Genomic DNA, 21,246 nt, shown 5'->3' on the forward strand with positions numbered 1-21,246 from the left:
AAGGCGCAAATTTTAATGCCATATGACTATAGACCATATCTACGTCGTTTCCAGTGTGCATAAGTATATTTACCTTTTGATTACAGTTATTCAGAATTATCTAAACATCAGCTCATTTTTCTCAGTATATGCCTTCATTTTTCACAGGAAGTGTGCGCCCGCCCGCAAACTGGCATCCCCTTTGCGGGAAAAAGCATCAATCGCACATATGATTAACTGTCGGCCCAAAGTGGTCGGATCACCTGCAAAAAAAATAAAGAAGGAATGACCATGACCCTACGTAAAATTCTGGCGATGTCGTGTCTGCTACTCCCCATAATGGCTTGTGCGCATAACCTTGAAGATAACCAACGGGTGCCGCCGGTAGGCATTGCCGATCGTGGCGAACTGACGTTGAATAAAGATGAGTTTAGTTATAAAAACTGGAATAGCGCGCAGCTGGCGGGAAAAGTGCGCGTCCTGCTGCACATTGCGGGTCGAACGTCAGCGAAGGAAAAAAACGCCACGCTGATTGAAGCGATTAAATCAGCCAAGCTCCCGCATGACAGATACCAGACGACCACAATTGTGAACACCGATGATGCGATCCCAGGCTCCGGTATGTTCGTGCGTAGCAGTATAGAAAGTAATAAAAAGCTCTACCCGTGGTCGCAATTTATTGTCGACAGCAATGGCGTGGCGCGTAACGCCTGGCAATTAAAAGAAGAGGGGTCCGCCGTCATCGTGCTTGACAAAGACGGTCGGGTTCAATGGGTGAAAGATGGCGCGTTAACCCAGCAAGAGGTACAGCAGGTGGTCGACCTGCTGCATAAGCTCCTCAGTAAATAGTCACCCGGAAGCCGGGGTTAAGGAACGATTCACGAGGGGTATAGTCCAGCGTTTTTCCCTGCCAGTCGTGAACGTGCGCCCCGGCTGCAACGGCAATGGCATGACCTGCGGCAGTGTCCCAGACGCTGGTCGGCCCAAATCTGGGGTAAAGCTGCGCCTGGCCTTCCGCCACAAGACAGAATTTCAGCGAGGAACCAATAGAGGTTGTCTGATGTTCGCCAAGCTGTTGGAGATATTCGGTGAGTTCATCATCCGTATGCGAACGGCTAATCACCACCAGCGGCGGGCGGGCATCCCGGACCTGAATCTGCTTACGCACCCCGCACTCCTCTTTCCAGGCCTTACCTTCCGCCGCGTAGTACATCACTTTCAGCACCGGCGCATAGACCACGCCCAACACCGGTTTGCCCTGCTCAATCAGCGCGATATTGACCGTGAATTCGCCATTGCGCTTGATGAACTCCTTGGTGCCGTCGAGCGGATCGACCAGCCAGTAACGCTGCCAGTGCTGGCGCACTTCCCAGGCGGGCGGATCCTCTTCTGAAAGCACCGGAATATCCGGCGTGAGCGTGCGTAACCCTTCGAGAATCACGGTATGTGCGGCGATATCCGCCGCAGTGACTGGAGAATCGTCCTGCTTGCGGGCGTACTCCATCGGTTTGGCTCCATCATAAACCTGCATAATGGCATCGCCCGCGTTCCGTGCAAGCTGGCATACTTGTTCTAACATTCTCCACCTCTTTATGACGGGGGCGTTAACTCGTTGTTTTACTTATACCCGATCGTTAAGGGTTCCGCCAACTGTGATACCGTCAGCGGTTTTGATAATAGCTTTCATGGCATGATTCACCTTTCTGTGAACACTCGCAAAAAATCGGCCGGATGGGGCAGTTTCGCCTTCTTCTGGCGACGGTCGGAACGATATCGGGTTTCACTGTTTATCATCGCTATTTTTCACTATCCGGCTTTTCTATTGCGTTCTTAAAAGGTGCCTCTGATGATTAAGTTTAGTGCAACGCTTCTGGCTACGCTGATCGCCGCCAGCGTGAATGCGGCTACCGTCGATCTCCGTATCATGGAAACTACTGATTTACATAGCAACATGATGGATTTCGATTATTACAAGGATACCGCAACCGAAAAATTCGGATTGGTACGTACCGCAAGTTTGATTCATGCCGCCCGAAATGAAGTCAAAAACAGCGTGCTGGTGGATAACGGCGACCTGATTCAGGGGAGCCCTCTGGGCGATTATATGGCGGCAAAAGGGCTCAAAGACGGTGATGTTCACCCGGTCTATAAAGCGCTCAACACTCTGGATTACGCGGTTGGAAACCTCGGCAACCATGAGTTTAATTATGGTCTGGACTATCTGCATAACGCGCTGGCCGGCGCGAAATTCCCTTATGTTAACGCCAATATTATCGACGTTAAAACCCAAAAGCCGCTCTTTACGCCTTATCTGATTAAAGAGACGAGCGTTATTGATAAAGACGGCAACCCGCAAACCCTGAAAATTGGCTATATCGGCTTTGTCCCGCCGCAAATCATGATTTGGGATAAAGCGAACCTGAGCGGCAAAGTTACCGTCAATGACATTACGGAAACCGCCCGGAAATATGTGCCCGAAATGCGCGAGAAAGGCGCAGATATCGTGGTAGTCATTGCTCATTCAGGCCTTTCTGCCGATCCGTACCACAGCATGGCGGAAAACTCGGTTTATTATCTCAGTGAAGTTCCCGGCGTCGACGCGATTATGTTTGGCCACGCCCATGCCGTCTTCCCCGGTAAAGATTTTGCCGACATCAAAGGCGCGGATATCGCCAAAGGTACGCTTAACGGCATTCCTGCGGTAATGCCTGGCATGTGGGGCGACCATCTGGGAGTGGTCGATCTGGTGCTCAATAACGACAGCGGCAAATGGCAGGTTACGCAGGCGAAAGCGGAAGCGCGGCCTATCTATGACGCCGCCGCTAAAAAGTCGCTGGCGGCGGAAGACAGTAAGCTGGTCGGTATTCTGAAAGCCGATCACGATGCCACCCGCGAGTTTGTCAGCAAGCCCATCGGTAAATCCGCCGATAATATGTACAGTTATCTTGCTCTGGTGCAGGACGATCCTACCGTACAGGTGGTGAATAACGCGCAAAAAGCGTATGTGGAACACTTTATTCAGGGCGATCCGGATCTGGCGAAACTGCCGGTGCTGTCCGCCGCCGCGCCGTTTAAAGTTGGCGGGCGTAAGAACGATCCTGCCAGTTTTGTCGAAGTGGAAAAAGGCCAGTTGACCTTCCGTAACGCCGCGGATCTTTATCTCTATCCGAATACGCTGGTGGTGGTGAAAGCCAGCGGCAAGGAGGTAAAAGAGTGGCTGGAATGTTCTGCCGGACAATTTAATCAGATTGATATTCACAGCAACAAACCGCAATCGTTGATCAATTGGGATGGCTTTCGCACCTATAATTTCGATGTCATTGACGGCGTGAATTATCAAATCGATGTGTCACAGCCCGCCCGCTATGATGGCGAATGCCAGATGGTGAATCCGCAGGCGGAACGTATTAAAAACCTGACCTTTAACGGTAAGCCTGTCGACCCGAACGCTACGTTCCTGGTCGCCACGAATAACTATCGCGCTTACGGCGGCAAGTTTGCCGGCACGGGCGACAGCCATATCGCCTTTGCGTCTCCGGATGAAAATCGCGCCGTGCTGGCGGCATGGATTGGCGCAGAGTCAAAACGCGCGGGCGAAATCCATCCGGCGGCGGATAATAACTGGCGTCTGGCGCCAATCCACAGCGATACGGCGCTGGATATCCGCTTTGAAACATCGCCAGGCGATAAAGCCGCTGCCTTCATTAAAGCGAAAGAACAGTATCCGATGAAGAAGGTTGCTGTCGATGATATCGGTTTTGCCATTTATCAGGTGGATTTGAGCAAGTAACGTGAGTCCCGCATGGCGCTGCGTTTATTCGGCCTGACTGGCAGGCCGAATAAAGCGCTAGCCGCCATCTGATAAACGCTCCCGCTGCGCCAATACCTGCGGCAAATTCAGTTCTATCCAGTCCGCCAGCGCGGCGACTTTATCGCTCACCTGCTCGCCAAGCGGCGTCAGGCTGTACTCCACATGCGGCGGAACAACTGGATATGACACCCGGTTAAGAAATCCGTCCTGTTCAAGCGCCTGTAACGACTGCGCCAGCATCTTTTCACTCACGCCTCCCATCTTGCGGCGCAGGTCGCTAAAACGGTGTGTACCGTCGCGTAACGCCACCAGAATCAGTACGCCCCAGCGACTGGTGACATGTTTTAACACCTCACGGGACGGGCACTGTTCAGCAAAGAGATTGCCTTCACGCAACTGCCGGGAAAGAGTATGAGCGCGCATTGATACTTACCTTTTTGTACGTACTTACTAAAAGTAAGTTTAGGTGGTAGCGTAATAAAACACAAGACCAACACTGAGGAGTTCACCATGATTGCTATCACTGGCGCAACGGGCCAACTGGGCCAACACGTTATTGAAAACCTGCTAAAAACGACGCCCGCCAGCCACCTCGTCGCGATCGTCCGTAACCCGAAAAAAGCCGCCCCGCTCAGTCAGCGCGGGATTGCCGTTCGCCAGGCGGATTACGCTAACGAAGCCGCGCTGACAACCGCCTTACAGGGCGTTGATAAACTGCTGCTTATATCATCCAGCGAAGTGGGACAACGCACCGCGCAGCACCGCAACGTTATTCAGGCCGCCATTGCCGCGAAGGTGAAATTCATCGCCTATACCAGCCTGCTACATGCGGATAAATCGCCGCTGGCGCTCGCCGATGAACATATTGAAACGGAAAAAATGCTGGCTGAGTCAGGTATTCCTCACACGCTATTACGTAACGGCTGGTATACGGAAAACTACCTGGCGAGCGTCCCTGCCGCGCTGAAGCATGGCGTCTTTATTGGCGCAGCGGGAGAAGGGAAAATCGCCTCCGCAATGCGCGCTGACTATGCCGCCGCCGCCGCGCGCGTCATCCGTGAAGAGGGTCACGCCGGGAATGTCTACGAGCTGGCGGGTGATGACGCCTGGACATTACGCCAGTTGGCGGATGAACTTACTCATCAGAGCGGAAAAAAAATCGTCTACCAGAACCTGAGCGAAGTCGATTTTGCCGCCGCGTTAAAAGGCGCAGGCCTGCCTGACGGACTGGCGGATATGTTGGCCAATTCTGACGCTGGCGCGGCGAAAGGCGGCTTGTTTGATGACAGCCATACGCTGCGTAAACTCATCGGTCGCCCGACGACGACGCTCACAGAAAGCCTTCGCTCCGTACTGTAAGTGTTAAAATTTAGTTAATTTATGTGGCATCCTCATAGACCTTCTCTGATAATGACGGAACGGTTTATGAGGAGAATCTGATGATTAGCGGCGTGCTATACGCCCTGCTGGCAGGGCTAATGTGGGGATTGATTTTCGTCGGCCCGTTAATCGTGCCGGATTACCCGGCCCTCTTACAGTCAATGGGACGCTATCTGGCGCTGGGGCTGATTGCCCTGCCGATTGCCTGGTTAGGCCGCACGCGGTTACGCCAGTTGACGCGTAAAGACTGGTTCACCGCCCTGTCGCTGACTCTGATGGGCAATGTAATCTATTACGCCTGCCTCGCCAGCGCTATTCAGCGAACCGGCGCGCCGGTTTCGACGATGATCATCGGGACATTGCCGGTCGTCATTCCGCTTTTCGCTAACGTTCTCTATAGCCAACGAGACGGCAGATTATCCTGGCGGCGTTTAGCGCCCGCGCTGGCGCTTATCGGTTTTGGCCTGCTGTGCGTCAATATTGCTGAACTTAGCCAGGGATTGTCCGATGTTAGCGGCTGGCGCTATGGTTCAGGCATTGTGCTGGCGCTGATTTCCGTAGCGTGCTGGGCATGGTATGCGCTGCGCAACGCCCGCTGGCTGCGGGAAAATCCCGACAAACATCCCATGATGTGGGCAACGGCGCAGGCGCTGGTTACGCTGCCGGTCTCGTTAATCGGCTATGCGGCGGTCTGTCTGTGGCTGAGTATCCAGAAACCGTTGTTTACCCTGCCCTTTGGCCCGCATCCCGCGCTGTTTATCGGTCTGATGATCGCCATCGCGGTGCTGTGTTCCTGGGTGGGCGCGCTGTGCTGGAATATCGCCAGCCAAAAATTGCCAACCGTTATTTTAGGGCCGCTGATTGTTTTTGAAACGCTGGCGGGACTGCTCTATACCTTCATTCTGCGCCAGGAAATCCCGCCATTCCTGACGTTAAGCGGCATTGCGCTCCTGGTGGCGGGCGTGGTCATTGCCGTGAGAGCGAAACCGGAAAAAGCGACCGTCGTTCCGGTCACGGAACGCTAATTTCATACTCGCTTAAATTATACGCACCCCGAAAGTGTTATAGCCTCGCCTTAAAGATGCATTTAGAATACAACTTATATTATTGCAAATGAGGTAACGGCTATGGCTTATCGCGATCAACCTTTAGGCGAACTGGCGCTCTCTATTCCCCGCGCATCGGCGCTGTTTCGCCAGTACGATATGGATTACTGCTGCGGTGGAAAACAGACGCTGGCACGCGCCGCCGCGCGTCACGACGTCGATATTGACATCATTGAAGCGCAACTGGCGCAATTGGCTGAACAGCCCATCGAAAAAGACTGGCGCGCCGTTCCGCTGGCGGACATTATTGACCATATCGTTGTTCGCTATCATGACCGACATCGCGAACAACTGCCGGAGCTTATTCTGCAGGCAACCAAAGTGGAACGCGTCCACGCGGATAAGCCAAACGTCCCACGCGGCCTGACAAAATATCTCACCGCGCTGCATGAAGAGCTTTCCAGCCATATGATGAAAGAAGAACAGATCCTGTTCCCAATGATCAAACAGGGTATGGGTCGCCAGGCAACGGGCCCGATAAGCGTAATGGAAAGCGAGCATGACGAGGCGGGAGAGCTGGTAGACGTCATCAAACACGTCACCCAAAATGTAACGCCGCCGCCAGAAGCCTGCACCACCTGGAAAGCGATGTATAACGGCATTAATGAGATGATTGATGATCTGATGGAGCACATCAGCCTGGAGAATAACGTGCTGTTCCCACGCGCGCTGGCCGGAGAATAATCGCCAGCCGGGCATTTTGCCGGATGGCGGCTGTAAACGGCGCCTTATCCAGCCTCCAAATCAACGCTACGCTGTAAGCCCGGTAAGCGCCAGCGCCACCGGGCAAAACAATTAACGCATCCCCGCCATCCGTTTCTTACCTATCAACAGCCAGCCCAGACCCAACGCGATAAACCACAGCGGCGTCACGATCAGCGCCTGGCGCGTATCGTCTTCCAGCGTCAGTAATACCAGCACGAACGCAAAGAACGCCATACAGACCCAGCACATCAGCTTACCGAGCGGCATCTTATAGATGGATTTTTCATGCAGGTGGGGACGCTTTTTGCGGTACACCAGGTATGAACACAGAATGATGGTCCAGACAAACATAAACAGGATGGCCGAAACCGTAGTGATCATGGTGAATGCGCCAATCACGCTCGGGTTGACCATCAGCATAACCACGCCGCCCAGCAGGCAGATACAGGAGAAGGTCAGGCCTTTCGCCGGTACCGCGCGTTTCGATAGCTTAGCGAACGCTTTTGGCGCCACGCCTTCTTGCGCCAGGCCAAACAGCATACGGCTGGTCGAGAAGACGCCGCTGTTGGCGGAAGACGCCGCCGAGGTCAGCACGACAAAGTTGATCACGCTCGCAGCGGCAGGCAGACCCACCAGTACAAACAGCTCAACAAACGGGCTCTTATCCGGCACCACGGAACTCCACGGCGTCACCGACATAATGACAATCAGCGCAAAGACGTAGAACATGATGATACGGATCGGTATTGAGTTAATCGCGCGCGGCAGCGATTTTTCCGGATCTTTAGTTTCTGCGGCGGTAGTACCAACCAGCTCAATGCCCACGAAAGCGAACACTGCAATCTGGAAACCGGCAAAGAACCCGCTAATACCTTTCGGGAACCAGCCGCCGTCATTCCACAGATGCGCGAAAGACGCTTCAACGCCTGTCGGCGATTTAAAGTGCATCGCAATCATCACCAGCCCGACCACAATCAACGCCACAATGGCGACGATTTTGACCATAGCAAACCAAAATTCCATTTCACCAAACATTTTAACGGTGGCGAGGTTGAGGCTTAGCAGCAGGATCACTACCGCCAGCGAGGCGACCCAATCGGAAAGGCCGGGAAACCAGAACTGCGCGTAGGCGGTAATCGCCACCACGTCAGCCATACCGGTCACCACCCAGCAAAACCAGTACGTCCAGCCGGTGAAATATCCCGCCCAGGGGCCAAGCAGGTCGGAAGCAAAATCGCTAAACGATTTATATTCCAGATTCGAGAGCAGCAATTCCCCCATGGCGCGCATCACGAAAAAAAGCATAAAACCGATGATCATATATACAAAAATGATCGACGGTCCGGCGAGACTGATCGTTTTACCCGATCCCATAAACAGACCGGTACCAATAGCGCCGCCAATAGCGATAAGCTGTATATGACGGTTTGTAAGATTGCGCCGTAGCGACTGTTCAGCCGGAGCCTGTTCGTCGGCTGCGACTTTTACCTGATCTACCATGTTTTTCTTCCTGTACCTGTCTGTGTTGTGCGGGCTCTACGGCCTTTGGTCTATGATACGACGATCCTGTTATCAGGACTCATCGATATTAGGTAAGAATCGGCGGGATGAATACTCAGATTCAAATACAATGTTAATTTTATGTTTAAAATGAGTGTTATATCACTTTGATAATGCGAATTAGCTCACAAAAATACACGTAACGACGCCATTTGCAAAATAAAATATTGGCATCTACTGAAGTCAGGGTTGCCGGATAAGGCGTTTACGCCGTCATCCGGCAAACCCGGGGCGCTTACAGAATTTCCAGCAGTTCCACCTCAAACACCAGGGTGCTGAATGGCGGAATAGATGCCCCGGCCCCACGCTCACCATAGGCCAGCTCCTGGGGGATAGTCAGTTCCCATTTGGAACCTACCGGCATCAGAGTCAGCGCTTCAATCCAGCCGGCGATCACGCCATTTACCGGGAATTCAGCCGGTTCGCCGCGCGCGACGGAGCTGTCAAATACGGTGCCATCAATAAGCTTACCGGTGTAATGCACACGTACGCGGTCGGTACGCGCCGGAATCGCGCCTTCGCCCTGCGTCAGAACGCGGAACTGTAAACCAGATTCAGTACTGTTCACACCGTCTTTTTCGCGGTTTTCTTCCAGGTATTTCACGCCTTCGGCCGCCATCGCTTTGAAACGCTCACGACGCACCGCGTCCGCACGCTCATGAATTTCACGCAGCGCACGATGCACCACATCAACAGGAACCGCCGGGTGTTTACCTTCCAGCGCATCAGCAATGCCTGCAACCAGCGCTTCAGGCAACAGCCCTTCAAGACCGGATTCGCTGAGCTGCTGCCCTACCTGCAAACCAATGCCGTAGCTCGCTTGCGCTTCAATAGTGTCAAAAGTCGGGGTGGCCATTATTTTTCCTTCATCGGATATCAAAAAAGTAGCGGGCAGCATAACAGCCACGCTTCTTCTGGTAAAACTTTGTCTCAGGGAGGATGACAAATCGCAGGGAAAAAGAAACAATAGATTATCCGTATTGATGTCACGAAAGCGGATAGCACTACCAGTATCATAGCGTTAGCCATCTATACTCTATGATTAAGGAACGAGATGCGGAGCAGGAGGTAAACCATGCCCGGGCGCTTTGAATTAAAACCAACCCTGGCGAAAATCTGGCACGCGCCGGATAATTTTCGCATCATGGAACCGCTGCCGCCTATGCATCGTCGTGGCATTATCATTGCCGCTATCGTGCTGGTGATCGGTTTCCTGCTGCCCGCCAGCGAGACCAGCGACTCACCTGTCGTCACGCGGGAAGCGCAATTGGATCTGCAATCGCAATCACAGCCGCCGACGGAGGCCCAGCTTCAGGCGCAGCTGGTCGCGCCGCAAAACGATCCGGATCAGGTGGCGCCCGTTGCGCCGGAACCTATCCAGGAAGGCCAGCCGGAAGAACAAAACCAGCCGCAGACGCAGCCTTTCCAGCAGGATAGCGGCATTGGTCAACAGTGGCGCTCGTACCGGGTAGAGTCTGGTAAAACTCTGGCGCAACTGTTCCGTGACCACGGGCTGCCCCCGACAGACGTTTATGCAATGGCGCAGGTAGAAGGCGCTGGCAAACCGCTGAGTAATCTCAAAAATGGTCAAATGATTAAAATTCGCCAGAATGCCAGCGGGGTGGTGACAGGTTTAACGATAGATGGCGATAACGGTCAACAGGTGCTGTTTACGCGTCAGCCTGACGGCAGTTTTATTCGCGCACAGTAACGCCGGCTACGCCTTATCCCGCCTGTACCCTATTCGTTCAGGTGAAGCATTACCGCTTCACCTTATTCACCCACCAAATCCCCGAACATACCAGCACCAGCGCAATCATGTATTTCCACTCCAATATATTCTCGCCGAGAAAAATAGCCGAAAGAGCCGCGCCGGAAACCGGGATCAGAAAGTTAAACGGCGCAATCATCCCCACGCGGTTATATTTGAGTAAAATGCTCCATAGCGCAAAAGCGACCGACGAGAGTAACGTCAGGTAGACTAAAATCGCCACCGACGAGAAGCCATGTATCGTCAGCGTACCGCCAAAAACGTAACCGCCAATGACCAGTACCAGACCGCCAATCCCCAATTGATAGCCAGTCATGACCATCGGATCGACCGTCTGCGAGAGACGTTTGCCATACAACGTGGCCGCAGAAAGAATAAACGCCGCCAGCACCACGGAGCCTTCTCCCGGCAGATTAAAGCTGAAATCCAGGCCGTTGCTGACGTTCACCACCATGACGCCCGCAAAGCCCAGAATACAGCCGAGCGTTTTGTTGTAGCTCAATCGGTCGTTCTGATAAATAAAGTGCGCCAGCAATACGCTGAAGAATGTGCCTGTCGCGTTCATGATTGAGCCTTTCACGCCGGAGGTGAACGCAAGGCCGATATAGAAAAAGAGATATTGCAGCGACGTCTGGGTCAGCCCCAGTAACGTCAACTGAGCAAACTGGCGCGGACGAAACCGACCAATCGGTTTACGCTGAAGCAGCGCGAACAGTAGCAGCAACCCACCCGCAAACAAAAAACGATAACCAGCAAAAACAATTTTAGAAGGGATATCGTCGGTGGCTATCTGAAAGAGGTCATAACCGCTTTTGATGGCTGGATAAGCGCTGCCCCATAGCAGGCAACAAAATGCGGCACACACATAAACGACGTTTTTGCGGGCAAACGGGGAGGCCTGGCGTTGGGTATCCATTCTTTCACCAAGAAATTAAAATAATGTTTTATTTTTGATTATCGCGAAAAGAGGGGGAGATAGCCAGTCGAAAAGCGATGGGGTTAAAAAAGCAAAACGTCGGCGCTGGGCCGACGTTTCGTTGCTAGCAAAAACGAGAATGCCTGATTACTCAGCAACCACGTTGATGATAACTTTTGCGAATACTTCGCTGTGAACCTGGAAGTTCACTTCGTGTTCGCCAGTGGTACGCAGAACGCCGTTCGGCAGACGAACTTCGCTCTTAGCCACGTCAACGCCAGCTGCAGTCACAGCGTCAGCGATGTCGCGAGTACCGATGGAACCGAACAGTTTACCTTCGTCGCCTGCTTTAGACGCGATAGTAACGGTTTCCAGGGCGTTGATTTTCTCTGCGCGTGCATTTGCAGCAGCCAGAACGTCAGCCAGTTTAGCTTCCAGTTCAGCGCGACGTGCTTCGAAGTATTCAACGTTTTTCTTGGTAGCCGGAACAGCTTTACCCTTTGGTACCAGGAAGTTACGAGCATAGCCCGCTTTAACGTTAACCTGATCACCCAGGCTACCCAGGTTTGCTACTTTATCAAGCAGAATAACTTGCATTACCTTATCCTCTCAAAGTCGTATTAATGGACCGTGACCGATTACTGATGGCGATCAGTGTACGGCAGCAGAGACAGGTAGCGAGCGCGTTTGATAGCGCGAGCCAGCTGACGCTGGTATTTTGCACGGGTACCGGTGATACGGCTTGGGACAATCTTACCGCTTTCGGTGATGTAGTTTTTCAGCGTAGCGATATCTTTATAGTCGATCTCTTGAACGCCTTCCGCGGTGAAACGGCAGAACTTGCGACGACGGAAATAACGTGCCATATGGCTAGTCTCCAGAATCTATCAATTCAATCTGCTCGGCATGCAGAACCATTTTGCTCAGACCGTTCTTTGCCTTGTGGCAAGAAATAAACCCCTGAACGGTTATGCGGCTGCCGACCGTTATACTGTGAGTAATGGCCTGGTTTTCGTGTCCGCTAACAATAACGGGCATTTGGCACCACGCCTGCCGGTGAAAGCCGGCTTCCTCTTGCACAGAACGATGCTCAAGCACGAACTGGCAATGCGGAATTCCTGATGGACTGACCTTTCGAAGGGGGGCCCTGCACACGGTGCCGGACAACGCCAGACGGTTGGTCATCAGAAATTACTCTTCAGAATCCCCAGCTTCAGCATCATCTGCGGTTTCGTTAGCGAAATCATCGCGACGCTCACGGCGCTCGTCTTTCGCTTTAACCATCGGAGAGGCTTCGGTAACAGCGTGCTTAGTACGCATAACCATGCTGCGGATAACGGCATCGTTGAAGCGGAAGGTAGTTTCCAGCTCATCGATCACTTCCTGCGGCGCTTCAACGTTCATCAGAACGTAGTGCGCTTTGTGCAGTTTGTTGATCGGGTAAGCCAGCTGACGGCGGCCCCAGTCTTCCAGACGGTGGATCTTGCCTTCTGCGCCAGTGATGGCGGCAGAGTAACGCTCGATCATACCCGGAACCTGTTCGCTCTGGTCAGGATGGACCATAAAAACGATTTCGTAATGACGCATCGAATTGCTCCTTACGGATTATTCAGCCTCCTGTCTGGGTCAGCCGCGGCCCATGGAGGCAAGGAACGTGTTAAAGGTCGGCTGAAAAATGACGCGTTATAATACTGGCGCCTGCGGGCAAACTCAAGGTGATTGTACAATTATTTATCGTGCCGAACGTAACGCCTGTCCCGTCACATTTTGCTGCTGAGATATTAACTTCATATCGCATGCCACTATAAACGGCCTGTTGCGGCAGAGAAATTGACACTGTGGTCAGCGCACTTTTTTGCCACACAGGATTTCTTAAACATGGCGGCATACATCAATGGGTTGTTAATCAGGTAAAAAGCGACAATGCGATAATTTTTTGAACAACAGCATCAGAAAAGGTCGCCATCTCTGCGGCGGGTTATGGTTAAAATTAAACCAGAAGCGATTCACTAAAGGGGGATATCGCCAACCAGACCGCGCTGCTGAGGAGGTACTCTATGCGAGCCCGGATAATGTTATTTCTGGCTGCGCTTTTGCCTGGCGTAACGGCAACGGCAGCCATCGAGTTAAATAATCATCAGGCCAGAAATATGGATGATGTGCGCAGCTTAGGCGTGATCTACATCAACCACAACTTCGCCACGGAAAGTGAAGCCAATCTGGCGCTGAATGACGAGGCCGACGCGCGAAACGCAATGTATTATCACGTCATACTTATCCGGGAACCGGGTAGCAACGGCAACATACACGCCAGCGCGAATATTTATCGCTAACATCAGGAAAACCAACGAAAAATCATAGTTGATTTGCCCCCTGAACAGGGGGGCTTTTTTTTCGCGGAAAGATGGCTCCGGAATTAGACCTGTGACATCCCGATAATATTCACATTCCGGAGCTCATACTTCACTTCTGCCCGTAATACGCATTCGGGCCATGCTTACGCATGAAGTGCTTGTTCATCAGATAATCGTCGATGGGATTCAGCGCCGGGTTAATACCGCGCGCAATCCACGCCATTCGCGCCACTTCCTCCATGACGACCGCGTTATGTACCGCATCGTGCGCATCTTTCCCCCAGGCGAACGGCCCGTGTTGATACACGACAATACCTGGCGTATGCAGCGGTTCCACCTCGCCCAGCGTTTCGATGATCACCTTACCGGTGTTCAGCTCGTACTCGCCCTGCACTTCTTCTTCGCTTAACGCTCTGGTACAAGGAATATCGCCAAAGAAATAGTCCGCGTGCGTGGTACCGAGCGCTGGAATAGCCATCCCCGCCTGCGCCCATGCCGTGGCGTGGGTGGAATGGGTATGAACGACGCCGCCAAGTGACGGATAGCGCTGATACAGCGCCAGATGGGTAGCGGTATCGGAAGAAGGGCGATAACGTCCCTCCACTACTTTGCCATCCATATCCACCACCACCATGTCATCTACCTTCATGGTTTCATAGGCGACACCGCTTGGCTTAATTACCACCAGCCCGCGTTCGCGATCGATAGCACTGACGTTGCCCCAGGTAAACGTCACCAGTCCATAACGGGGCAAATCCATGTTAGCGTCAAATACCTGCTGCTTGAGCTTTTGCATTAGGCTGCCTCCACCAGACCGGCGCTGGCCATGCGCGCTTTCACCCAGTCACGCGCTTTCGCTACCTCTGCCGCCGGGTTCTCTGCTGTTTCGCTCCACATCTCAATCAGATAGGGCCCGCAATAGCCACTCTGTTTGAGCGTTTCGAAGCAGCGTTCGAAATCGACAACGCCTTCGCCAAACGGCACATTTTTGAACACGCCGGGTTTAGTATCTTTGACGTGTACCGCGACGATATGCCCGATTCCCGCCTGTAGCTCCATCTGTACGTCGTTATCCCAGGCAGACAGATTGCCGATATCCGGATAGAGCTGGAACCACGGGTTATTGAGGTAGTGAGCATAGCCCAGCGCTTTACTGATGGAATTCATCAATGGATAATCCATGATCTCCATCGCCAGCGTCACCTGGGCGCGGCTGGCCATATCAACGCTCTCTTTTAACCCATCGCGGAAGCGGCAACGCGTTTCGTCGTTGGCCTGCTGATAGTAAACGTCGTACCCCGCCAGTTGAATGACGCGAATCCCGACGTCCTGCGCAAACTGAATCGCTTTACGCATAATCTCCAGCCCCTGCGCCCGTACCGCGTCATCTTCGCTACCGAGCGGAAAACGACGATGCGCGCTCAGACACATGGACGGCACGCGCACGCCGGTTTCAGCAACCGCGCTCACCAGCGCCAGGCGCTGCTCGCGACTCCAGTCGAGCCGCGCCAGTCGGGCGTCGGTCTCGTCCACCGACATTTCAACGAAGTCAAAACCCAGCGTTTTCGCCAGCCGCAGGCGCTCCAGCCAGCACTCCCCGGCAGGGAGCGCTTTTTCATAGATGCCGAGCGGAATTTGTTTCGACAGCATAGCCGCTCCTTAGCCCCACAGTTGGGCAATGGAGCGTTTGAACTGCCGTGCGGCTTCTACCGGCGATTCGGCATCGCGAATGCTGCGCCCCGCGATAAAGACATGGATCGGAATGCCTTTGAACAGCGGCAGGTCTTCCAGCGCCAGTCCGCCGGTCACGGTCACTTTAAAGCCCATATCGGACAGCCGTTTAATCGCGGTAATATCCGCTTCACCCCACGCCACGCCTGCGGCCTGCGCGTCACGGCTGCGGTGATAAACCACCTGCTGAATACCCGCATCACGCCACTGCTGCGCCTGTTCCCAGGTCCAGTAACCGGTCAGTTCGATCTGCACGTCGCCGTTGAACTCTTTTGCCACATCCAGCGCGCCTTTTGCGGTGTTGATATCCGCACAGCAAATCACGGTCACCCAGTCCGCGTTGGCTTCGAAACACATACGGGAGAGGATTTTACCGGCATCGGCAATTTTGGCGTCCGCCAGCACAATTTTGTGCGGATAGAGCGCTTTCAGATCGCGAACCGCACGCACGCCTTCGCCCACGCACAGAATGGTGCCCACTTCGATAATGTCGACTTCTTCGGCAATCAGGCGAGTGGTTTCATAGGCGCTATCCATAGTCTGGTTGTCCAGCGCGACCTGCAACATTGGTAATGACATTTTCAATTCCTTCTTAAGCTGCCGCGTTGGTGCGGTCAATGAGATCCAGGACTTCCTGCGCGGTACGGCAGGCGCGTAAACGGTCAAAATTAGCTTCGTCTTCAAACAGGTTGACGATCTGCATGATGCCCACTTCCTGGTGAGTGTTGGCATCAACCGCCGCCATGGTGATCAGAATATCGACCGGGTCGTTATCTTCGTGGTTGAACTCCAGCGGCTTTTTCAGGGTCACCAGCGAAAAACCGGTTTTCTTCACCCCTTCTTCCGGGCGGCCATGCGGCATCGCCAGGCCGGGGGCAATCACAAAATAGGGGCCAAACTGCTCAACGCCATCCAGAATCGCCTGGTAATAGCGCGGCTCTACCACGTCTGCAGCCACCAGTAAATCGACGCCGATCTTGACGGCTTCCTGCCAGGTATTCGCTTCAGCCTGCAGGCGGATAGAATTATTCTCCGCCAGTGAATCACGTAATTTCATGTTGCATCCTTACTTCACGTCTTGCGGGAAATGTTCTTTGATCACTTCCAGCAGTTTCGGGCCGAAGTCAGCAGGAGAGAGCATGTTACGCACGCCAACCACATATTTGTTGCCGGTCACGCTGATTTCGCCTGCAATATGGGTAGAAGCGATGATGATATCCGCGCCGCTCAACTCGCTTTTGTACTCGCCAACCGCGCAGCTGTTTACCGTGTGGTCAATGTTTGATTGGGTTAAAAACTGGTCCACTTTCATTTTCATGATCATGGAACTGCCCTGTCCGTTGCCACACACAGCCAGAATACGTACGGTCATAATCAAAACTCCTTATTAAGCAGACTGTTCTGCCAGTTGTTTTTCTGCATCTTCTTCTGCGCGCAGTGCGCGGCCAGCGAAGAACATATAAGCCAGTGCAATTACAATGATGACGGCCATAAAGGCGATACCGAGGGAGAAGAAGCCCTGCATCATCGGCGGCGCCAGAATCGACCAGTCCGCCATACCCATCCAGGCGCTCATCCCCGTGAGTTTCACCGCCCAGACGCAACCAAAGATTTCGATCATCCCCATCACCAGACAAATCTTCAGCGCCGCACGCCAGCCGCCGAAGTGGTTAGCGAACACGCCGATAGTGGCGTTAGAGAAGAACATCGGGATAAAGCCAGGAATAATCAGGATCGAGGAGCCGCAGGCAACCAGGATGCCAACCGCAATCAGCTGGCCGATGGTGCCCCACATAAAGCCCCAGACCACCGCGTTCGGCGCGAAGCTATAAATAGCGGCGCAGTCAATCGCCAGTACTGCGCCCGGAATCAGACGCTGGGAGATACCGTTAAAGGCCTCAGAGAGCTCGGCGACAAACATACGCACGCCCTGGGTGATGATGAAGATCGCCACCGCAAAGGAGAAACCGGTTTGCAGGATATAGATTGTCCAGTGGGTTTTACCCGCCATCGCCTGTACGGTATCGATACCAAAAGAGAGCAGAATGGCACCAAAGAAGATGGTCATTACAATCGCCGTGGAGACGATGTTGTCATGGAAAATGTTCAGCCAGCCCGGCAGTTTGAGGTCTTCAACGCTTTCCTCTTTTTTGCCCAGGAACGGCGCGACTTTATAGGCAATCCAGGAAGCAAACTGCTGCTGGTGACCGATGGAGAAACCGCAGCCGTCCGTCACTTCCTGAGTCGGCTTGTACATCATGTTGGAGGTAATACCCCAGTACAGGGAAACCAGTATCGCCGTGCAGATAATGGTGGTCCACATGGAATAGCCGAAGATATAGAAAGAGACCGCAATCAGCCCCGCCTGCTGGAACATGATGTGCCCGGTCAACATGATGGTGCGAATACCGGTAATGCGTCGCAACAAGACGTAACAAATATTCAGCGCCAGCGCGAGCAACACCGCGTAGCCTACCCAGCTATACGCATCACCCATCCGTTCGATCGTTGCCATCATCGAAGCATAGGTATCGGAAATCGCGCCGTTGATGCCGTAGACCTCAGACATTTTCGCCACCACCGGTTTAAAGGTGCTGGTCAGAATGCCGGACCCGGCCTGTAGCAGCATGAAGCCAATGATGGTTTTGATCGTCCCTTTGATGATCACGCTGACGCTTTTACGCAGCAGGATATAGCCCAGGCAGGTCACAATACCCAGTAATAGCGGGGCATTGGTCATTACCTGATTAAAGAAAATGGTAAAGATGTTGTAGAGGATCTCCATAACGATCTCCGGTAGACGAGGTTGCTGAGTCACAGGCGCTCAGGATAATGTCCCTTCACTGTAATTTTCAAAAGTAATCACAACAAGATTGAATTTGATTAAATGTGACGTAGCGCGCAAATAATTAGCGCACTTAATACATGGTTTACTTATAGGTAACTCATTTTTTCATTAAATAAGTAAAATCATAAAGATGGCTACATCCCCATGACGCCAGGCAAGATTAAATTTTCTCCTGACTGCGTTATCCCCTACCCAAAAGTCAAAAAATAGCCCATTGCTTTCTTGAGAAAATAGTGTCAGGATTAATCAAAACAAATCACGTTTTGAACTATTTTGAACTATTTTGAACAAACATGAAGGTAAATGCGATGAGTAAAGTACAAAGCATCACGCGTGAATCATGGATTCTGAGCACGTTTCCGGAGTGGGGAAGCTGGCTGAACGAAGAGATTGAGCAAGAGCAGGTCGCGCCGGGTACGTTCGCTATGTGGTGGCTGGGCTGTACCGGTATCTGGCTAAAATCTGAAGGCGGCACTAACGTATGCGTCGATTTCTGGTGCGGTACCGGTAAACAGAGCCACGGTAATCCGTTGATGAAAACCGGCCATCAGATGCAGCGTATGGCTGGCGTCAAAAAATTACAGCCTAACCTGCGCACCACGCCGTTTGTTCTCGATCCTTTCGCTATCCGTCAGATTGACGCCGTACTGGCGACCCACGACCATAACGATCACATTGACGTCAATGTCGCGGCTGCCGTAATGCAGAATTGCGCCGATGATGTTCCGTTTATCGGCCCGCAGACCTGCGTGGATTTATGGGTTGGCTGGGGCGTGCCGAAAGAACGCTGCATCGTGGTAAAACCGGGCGATGTCGTGAAAGTGAAAGATATTGAAATTCACGCGCTTGATGCCTTTGACCGCACCGCATTAATCACCCTGCCCGCCGATCAGAAAGCCGCTGGCGTACTGCCGGACGGCATGGATGTACGCGCGGTTAACTATCTGTTTAAAACGCCGGGCGGCAATCTCTATCACAGCGGCGATTCTCACTATTCCAACTACTACGCGAAACACGGCAACGAACATCAAATTGATGTCGCGCTCGGTTCTTACGGTGAAAACCCGCGCGGTATTACGGACAAAATGACCAGCGCGGATATTTTACGCATGGCGGAATCGCTGAATACCAAAGTGGTGATCCCGTTCCATCACGATATCTGGTCGAACTTCCAGGCCGATCCGCAGGAGATCCGCGTGCTATGGGAAATGAAGAAAGATCGCCTGAAGTATGGTTTTAAACCGTTTATCTGGCAGGTTGGCGGCAAGTTTACCTGGCCGCTGGATAAAGACAATTTCGAATACCACTATCCGCGTGGGTTTGACGATTGCTTTACCATTGAACCCGATCTACCGTTCAAATCCTTCCTGTGAGTCGATATCATGCCGGGATTACCCGGCATTTTTTCCATTTACTTTAGTATTTCCAGGCTATTTCAAATATCATCTTTTCAAATCAATTTGTATCGGAATAGCTCATGACTGAAGCACAAAGACATCAAATACTGCTGGATATGCTGGCACAGTTGGGCTTTGTTACCGTCGAAAACGTGATTGAGCGTCTGGGGATCTCCCCGGCGACAGCGCGCCGTGACATCAACAAGCTCGACGAAAGCGGGAAACTTAAAAAAGTGCGCAACGGCGCAGAGGCCATTACCCAACAGCGGCCCCGCTGGACGCCGATGAATCTGCACCAGGCGCAAAACCACGATGAAAAAGTACGCATCGCGAAAGCGGCGTCGCAGCTGGTAAACCCGGGTGAAAGCGTAGTGATTAACTGCGGCTCCACCGCTTTCCTGCTGGGGCGCGAAATGTGCGGGAAGCCGGTACAGATCATTACCAACTATCTGCCGTTGGCGAATTATCTGATCGATCAAGAGCATGACAGCGTGATTATCATGGGTGGTCAGTATAATAAAAGCCAGTCGATTACCCTGAGCCCGCAAGGAAGTGAAAACAGTCTCTATGCGGGCCACTGGATGTTTACCAGCGGAAAGGGCTTAACCGCGGATGGCCTGTACAAAACCGATATGCTAACCGCCATGGCGGAACAAAAAATGCTCAGCGTCGTCGGGAAACTGGTCGCGCTGGTCGATAGCAGTAAAATTGGCGAGCGCGCGGGAATGCTGTTCAGCCGCGCCGATCAGATCGCTATGCTGATTACCGGCAAAAATGCCAATCCGCAGGTTTTGCAACAGCTTGAAGCCCAGGGTGTAAGCATACTCCGCGTTTAAAGATGCTGTCGGAAAAACGCTACCGTCGCCGACAACGCTTCTGGCGTAATGCGATGCCGCACGCCTGCGGCCCATAAACAGGTCACATGCTTATCCAGCTTCGCCCCGGCGAGTGCCTGCTGGAGCCGGAAGGTTTCGATAGCAGGCACCACGTCATCCTCCTGACCATGCCACAACAGAAGCGGCCTGTCGGCCAGTCGCTCCAACTGGTGTGTGACTTCCCATTCACGTAGCGGCGCGATGATATTGTCGAATTCCGCCTGCTGCGCCGGGTTCTGCGGGGATAACGGCGGGAAAAGCGTCCGGGCAAGCCCGGTAAAATAGCCCGACCCCATTAAACTGGCCCCGCATTTTACCTCACGGTGACGCGTCATAATGCCCAGCGCCGTCATACCGCCCATGGATGCGCCGCCCACCGCCAACCGCCCGTCAAGTAGCCAGTTTTCCTCCTGAATCGCCGCACGTAACGTCGTAAATTCCTGCATGTTTTGGTGCAGAATCTGCCAGAATCGGTGTATCCGTCCCTGTGAGTCGCCGCCGAAGCGAGCGCCATGCTCCGGCGCATCCGGCATGACTACCCGGAATCCTGCCTGTGCCAGGGCAACGGCAAAATAACTATAAACCAGGCTGGAGGAGGTGAAGCCGTGATAGAACACCACACAGGGAAGCGGCACGGCGCGTTTCCCTTCCGGGAAGGCATGTAGTACGACGCCTCCGGCTAATTGCCGTGTTTCAATCGCTATCATTATTCTCTCCTTTTTATCCGGTATGCCACGGAGAAATACTTAACGCAAGTTTATGGATAGCGCAATAATTCATAATGTTTGAGAACTGGGTTACGCTTTCGCAACG

At 52.9% G+C, this 21,246-nt stretch carries 26 protein-coding genes; 9 read left to right on the top strand and 17 right to left on the bottom strand.

Annotated features, from left to right (window positions below; translation table 11 throughout):
• The first annotated feature begins 270 nt into the window (after window positions 1-270).
• A complete protein-coding gene (locus tag J4617_RS12080; protein WP_000175301.1) occupies window positions 271-828 on the top strand; it encodes a YtfJ family protein in 558 nt (185 codons plus the stop codon).
• Here J4617_RS12080 and cysQ read toward each other — a convergent pair.
• Complete coding sequence (gene cysQ / locus J4617_RS12085; RefSeq protein WP_000893398.1) at window positions 818-1,558, bottom strand: 3'(2'),5'-bisphosphate nucleotidase CysQ; 741 nt, start codon at window positions 1,556-1,558, stop codon at window positions 818-820. The two genes, J4617_RS12080 and cysQ, sit on opposite strands and share 11 nt — an antisense overlap.
• Before the next feature lie 267 nt (window positions 1,559-1,825).
• Between cysQ and J4617_RS12090 the strand changes: the two genes are divergently transcribed.
• Window positions 1,826-3,769 (top strand): bifunctional 2',3'-cyclic-nucleotide 2'-phosphodiesterase/3'-nucleotidase, encoded by a 1,944-nt coding sequence (locus tag J4617_RS12090; protein ID WP_017465783.1) that lies wholly within the window; start codon window positions 1,826-1,828, stop codon window positions 3,767-3,769.
• Window positions 3,770-3,826: 57 nt separating this feature from the next.
• Here J4617_RS12090 and J4617_RS12095 read toward each other — a convergent pair whose 3' ends face one another.
• Window positions 3,827-4,213 carry a helix-turn-helix domain-containing protein gene (locus tag J4617_RS12095; RefSeq protein WP_001201297.1) on the bottom strand — a complete coding sequence of 129 codons (387 nt, stop codon included), beginning with the start codon at window positions 4,211-4,213 and terminating at the stop codon, window positions 3,827-3,829.
• Between the two features lie 87 nt (window positions 4,214-4,300).
• Here J4617_RS12095 and J4617_RS12100 point away from each other — a divergent pair, with 87 nt between their 5' ends.
• From J4617_RS12100 to ytfE, 3 genes are all read left to right on the top strand, one after another.
• Window positions 4,301-5,149 carry an SDR family oxidoreductase gene (locus J4617_RS12100; protein ID WP_000560615.1) on the top strand — a complete coding sequence of 283 codons (849 nt, stop codon included), beginning with the start codon at window positions 4,301-4,303 and terminating at the stop codon, window positions 5,147-5,149.
• A gap of 80 nt (window positions 5,150-5,229) precedes the next feature.
• Entirely contained in the window at window positions 5,230-6,195 is a 966-nt protein-coding gene (locus J4617_RS12105) for a DMT family transporter (RefSeq protein WP_000623275.1), read from the top strand.
• Window positions 6,196-6,297: 102 nt separating this feature from the next.
• Window positions 6,298-6,960 carry an iron-sulfur cluster repair protein YtfE gene (ytfE, locus tag J4617_RS12110; RefSeq protein ID WP_000331471.1) on the top strand — a complete coding sequence of 221 codons (663 nt, stop codon included), beginning with the start codon at window positions 6,298-6,300 and terminating at the stop codon, window positions 6,958-6,960.
• 111 nt (window positions 6,961-7,071) lie between these two features.
• On the opposite strand, the gene cycA is transcribed toward ytfE, so the two are convergent.
• Together cycA and fklB are read right to left on the bottom strand one after the other, a co-directional pair.
• The gene (gene cycA / locus J4617_RS12115) at window positions 7,072-8,481 is read right to left on the bottom strand and encodes a D-serine/D-alanine/glycine transporter (protein ID WP_000228322.1); all 1,410 of its coding nucleotides are present in this window, start codon (window positions 8,479-8,481) and stop codon (window positions 7,072-7,074) included.
• Window positions 8,482-8,776: 295 nt separating this feature from the next.
• A complete protein-coding gene (gene fklB / locus J4617_RS12120) occupies window positions 8,777-9,397 on the bottom strand; it encodes an FKBP-type peptidyl-prolyl cis-trans isomerase (protein WP_000235161.1) in 621 nt (206 codons plus the stop codon).
• 219 nt (window positions 9,398-9,616) lie between these two features.
• On the opposite strand from fklB, the gene J4617_RS12125 reads away from it, so the two are divergent.
• Window positions 9,617-10,252: an OapA family protein gene (locus J4617_RS12125; protein WP_001119448.1), complete on the top strand. Its 636-nt coding sequence runs from the start codon at window positions 9,617-9,619 to the stop codon at window positions 10,250-10,252.
• Between the two features lie 49 nt (window positions 10,253-10,301).
• Here J4617_RS12125 and J4617_RS12130 read toward each other — a convergent pair whose 3' ends face one another.
• From J4617_RS12130 to J4617_RS12155, 6 genes are all read right to left on the bottom strand, one after another.
• Window positions 10,302-11,228 (bottom strand): DMT family transporter, encoded by a 927-nt coding sequence (locus J4617_RS12130; RefSeq protein WP_000381075.1) that lies wholly within the window; start codon window positions 11,226-11,228, stop codon window positions 10,302-10,304.
• A 147-nt stretch (window positions 11,229-11,375) separates the two neighbouring features.
• A complete protein-coding gene (gene rplI, locus J4617_RS12135) occupies window positions 11,376-11,825 on the bottom strand; it encodes a 50S ribosomal protein L9 (RefSeq protein WP_001196059.1) in 450 nt (149 codons plus the stop codon).
• A gap of 41 nt (window positions 11,826-11,866) precedes the next feature.
• On the bottom strand, window positions 11,867-12,094 hold the full coding sequence (gene rpsR, locus J4617_RS12140) for a 30S ribosomal protein S18 (RefSeq protein WP_000135199.1): 228 nt from the start codon (window positions 12,092-12,094) through the stop codon (window positions 11,867-11,869).
• Between the two features lie 4 nt (window positions 12,095-12,098).
• Window positions 12,099-12,413, bottom strand: a complete 315-nt coding sequence (gene priB / locus J4617_RS12145) for a primosomal replication protein N (RefSeq protein WP_001519453.1) — start codon at window positions 12,411-12,413, stop codon at window positions 12,099-12,101.
• Window positions 12,414-12,419: 6 nt separating this feature from the next.
• Window positions 12,420-12,815 (bottom strand): 30S ribosomal protein S6, encoded by a 396-nt coding sequence (rpsF, locus tag J4617_RS12150; RefSeq protein WP_001216673.1) that lies wholly within the window; start codon window positions 12,813-12,815, stop codon window positions 12,420-12,422.
• Between the two features lie 70 nt (window positions 12,816-12,885).
• Window positions 12,886-13,092 carry a hypothetical protein gene (locus J4617_RS12155; protein ID WP_001541376.1) on the bottom strand — a complete coding sequence of 69 codons (207 nt, stop codon included), beginning with the start codon at window positions 13,090-13,092 and terminating at the stop codon, window positions 12,886-12,888.
• A 193-nt stretch (window positions 13,093-13,285) separates the two neighbouring features.
• On the opposite strand from J4617_RS12155, the gene yjfY reads away from it, so the two are divergent.
• Complete coding sequence (yjfY, locus tag J4617_RS12160; protein WP_001675399.1) at window positions 13,286-13,561, top strand: DUF1471 family protein YjfY; 276 nt, start codon at window positions 13,286-13,288, stop codon at window positions 13,559-13,561.
• A gap of 130 nt (window positions 13,562-13,691) precedes the next feature.
• On the opposite strand, the gene J4617_RS12165 is transcribed toward yjfY, so the two are convergent.
• Genes J4617_RS12165 through ulaA form a run of 6 tightly spaced genes read right to left on the bottom strand, consistent with a single transcriptional unit; the run spans window position 13,692 to window position 18,098 of the window.
• Window positions 13,692-14,378 (bottom strand): L-ribulose-5-phosphate 4-epimerase, encoded by a 687-nt coding sequence (locus J4617_RS12165; RefSeq protein ID WP_001170771.1) that lies wholly within the window; start codon window positions 14,376-14,378, stop codon window positions 13,692-13,694.
• Window positions 14,378-15,232, bottom strand: coding sequence for an L-ribulose-5-phosphate 3-epimerase UlaE (ulaE, locus tag J4617_RS12170; RefSeq protein ID WP_000949530.1), 855 nt, complete (start codon window positions 15,230-15,232; stop codon window positions 14,378-14,380). The genes J4617_RS12165 and ulaE overlap by 1 nt, the downstream gene beginning before the upstream one ends.
• 9 nt (window positions 15,233-15,241) lie before the next feature.
• Window positions 15,242-15,892 (bottom strand): 3-keto-L-gulonate-6-phosphate decarboxylase UlaD, encoded by a 651-nt coding sequence (gene ulaD / locus J4617_RS12175; protein WP_000056761.1) that lies wholly within the window; start codon window positions 15,890-15,892, stop codon window positions 15,242-15,244.
• A 13-nt stretch (window positions 15,893-15,905) separates the two neighbouring features.
• Window positions 15,906-16,370, bottom strand: a complete 465-nt coding sequence (ulaC, locus tag J4617_RS12180; RefSeq protein WP_000776531.1) for a PTS ascorbate transporter subunit IIA — start codon at window positions 16,368-16,370, stop codon at window positions 15,906-15,908.
• Window positions 16,371-16,379: 9 nt separating this feature from the next.
• Window positions 16,380-16,685, bottom strand: a complete 306-nt coding sequence (gene ulaB, locus J4617_RS12185; protein ID WP_000218358.1) for a PTS ascorbate transporter subunit IIB — start codon at window positions 16,683-16,685, stop codon at window positions 16,380-16,382.
• 15 nt (window positions 16,686-16,700) lie between these two features.
• Window positions 16,701-18,098, bottom strand: coding sequence for a PTS ascorbate transporter subunit IIC (gene ulaA, locus J4617_RS12190; protein WP_000404873.1), 1,398 nt, complete (start codon window positions 18,096-18,098; stop codon window positions 16,701-16,703).
• Window positions 18,099-18,469: 371 nt separating this feature from the next.
• Between ulaA and ulaG the strand changes: the two genes are divergently transcribed.
• Both ulaG and ulaR read left to right on the top strand, forming a co-directional pair.
• Window positions 18,470-19,534, top strand: a complete 1,065-nt coding sequence (gene ulaG / locus J4617_RS12195) for an L-ascorbate 6-phosphate lactonase (protein ID WP_000049161.1) — start codon at window positions 18,470-18,472, stop codon at window positions 19,532-19,534.
• A gap of 104 nt (window positions 19,535-19,638) precedes the next feature.
• The gene (gene ulaR / locus J4617_RS12200; protein ID WP_000133618.1) at window positions 19,639-20,394 is read left to right on the top strand and encodes an HTH-type transcriptional regulator UlaR; all 756 of its coding nucleotides are present in this window, start codon (window positions 19,639-19,641) and stop codon (window positions 20,392-20,394) included.
• Here ulaR and yjfP read toward each other — a convergent pair.
• Entirely contained in the window at window positions 20,391-21,140 is a 750-nt protein-coding gene (gene yjfP, locus J4617_RS12205; RefSeq protein ID WP_000560306.1) for an esterase, read from the bottom strand. The genes ulaR and yjfP overlap by 4 nt on opposite strands.
• Window positions 21,141-21,246: the final 106 nt, after the last annotated feature.

Origin of the sequence: Salmonella sp. 32010601201800023SM (genome assembly GCF_017572235.1) — a bacterium.
GTDB classification, from domain to species: Bacteria; Pseudomonadota; Gammaproteobacteria; order Enterobacterales; family Enterobacteriaceae; genus Salmonella; species Salmonella enterica.

Excerpts from the sequence above, each read along its gene's own strand:
- ulaD (WP_000056761.1), bottom strand. The coding sequence starts at position 15,892 with ATGTCATTACCAATGTTGCAGGTCGCGCTGGACAACCAGACTATGGAT.
- priB (WP_001519453.1), bottom strand. The coding sequence starts at position 12,413 with ATGACCAACCGTCTGGCGTTGTCCGGCACCGTGTGCAGGGCCCCCCTT.
- yjfP (WP_000560306.1), bottom strand. The coding sequence starts at position 21,140 with ATGATAGCGATTGAAACACGGCAATTAGCCGGAGGCGTCGTACTACAT.
- ulaA (WP_000404873.1), bottom strand. The coding sequence starts at position 18,098 with ATGGAGATCCTCTACAACATCTTTACCATTTTCTTTAATCAGGTAATG.
- fklB (WP_000235161.1), bottom strand. The coding sequence starts at position 9,397 with ATGGCCACCCCGACTTTTGACACTATTGAAGCGCAAGCGAGCTACGGC.
- rpsF (WP_001216673.1), bottom strand. The coding sequence starts at position 12,815 with ATGCGTCATTACGAAATCGTTTTTATGGTCCATCCTGACCAGAGCGAA.
- ulaG (WP_000049161.1), top strand. The coding sequence starts at position 18,470 with ATGAGTAAAGTACAAAGCATCACGCGTGAATCATGGATTCTGAGCACG.
- ulaE (WP_000949530.1), bottom strand. The coding sequence starts at position 15,232 with ATGCTGTCGAAACAAATTCCGCTCGGCATCTATGAAAAAGCGCTCCCT.
- J4617_RS12095 (WP_001201297.1), bottom strand. The coding sequence starts at position 4,213 with ATGCGCGCTCATACTCTTTCCCGGCAGTTGCGTGAAGGCAATCTCTTT.
- J4617_RS12080 (WP_000175301.1), top strand. The coding sequence starts at position 271 with ATGACCCTACGTAAAATTCTGGCGATGTCGTGTCTGCTACTCCCCATA.
- ytfE (WP_000331471.1), top strand. The coding sequence starts at position 6,298 with ATGGCTTATCGCGATCAACCTTTAGGCGAACTGGCGCTCTCTATTCCC.
- J4617_RS12165 (WP_001170771.1), bottom strand. The coding sequence starts at position 14,378 with ATGCAAAAGCTCAAGCAGCAGGTATTTGACGCTAACATGGATTTGCCC.
- J4617_RS12090 (WP_017465783.1), top strand. The coding sequence starts at position 1,826 with ATGATTAAGTTTAGTGCAACGCTTCTGGCTACGCTGATCGCCGCCAGC.
- J4617_RS12130 (WP_000381075.1), bottom strand. The coding sequence starts at position 11,228 with ATGGATACCCAACGCCAGGCCTCCCCGTTTGCCCGCAAAAACGTCGTT.
- rplI (WP_001196059.1), bottom strand. The coding sequence starts at position 11,825 with ATGCAAGTTATTCTGCTTGATAAAGTAGCAAACCTGGGTAGCCTGGGT.
- rpsR (WP_000135199.1), bottom strand. The coding sequence starts at position 12,094 with ATGGCACGTTATTTCCGTCGTCGCAAGTTCTGCCGTTTCACCGCGGAA.
- yjfY (WP_001675399.1), top strand. The coding sequence starts at position 13,286 with ATGCGAGCCCGGATAATGTTATTTCTGGCTGCGCTTTTGCCTGGCGTA.
- cycA (WP_000228322.1), bottom strand. The coding sequence starts at position 8,481 with ATGGTAGATCAGGTAAAAGTCGCAGCCGACGAACAGGCTCCGGCTGAA.
- ulaC (WP_000776531.1), bottom strand. The coding sequence starts at position 16,370 with ATGAAATTACGTGATTCACTGGCGGAGAATAATTCTATCCGCCTGCAG.
- J4617_RS12125 (WP_001119448.1), top strand. The coding sequence starts at position 9,617 with ATGCCCGGGCGCTTTGAATTAAAACCAACCCTGGCGAAAATCTGGCAC.
- cysQ (WP_000893398.1), bottom strand. The coding sequence starts at position 1,558 with ATGTTAGAACAAGTATGCCAGCTTGCACGGAACGCGGGCGATGCCATT.
- J4617_RS12105 (WP_000623275.1), top strand. The coding sequence starts at position 5,230 with ATGATTAGCGGCGTGCTATACGCCCTGCTGGCAGGGCTAATGTGGGGA.
- ulaR (WP_000133618.1), top strand. The coding sequence starts at position 19,639 with ATGACTGAAGCACAAAGACATCAAATACTGCTGGATATGCTGGCACAG.
- ulaB (WP_000218358.1), bottom strand. The coding sequence starts at position 16,685 with ATGACCGTACGTATTCTGGCTGTGTGTGGCAACGGACAGGGCAGTTCC.
- J4617_RS12100 (WP_000560615.1), top strand. The coding sequence starts at position 4,301 with ATGATTGCTATCACTGGCGCAACGGGCCAACTGGGCCAACACGTTATT.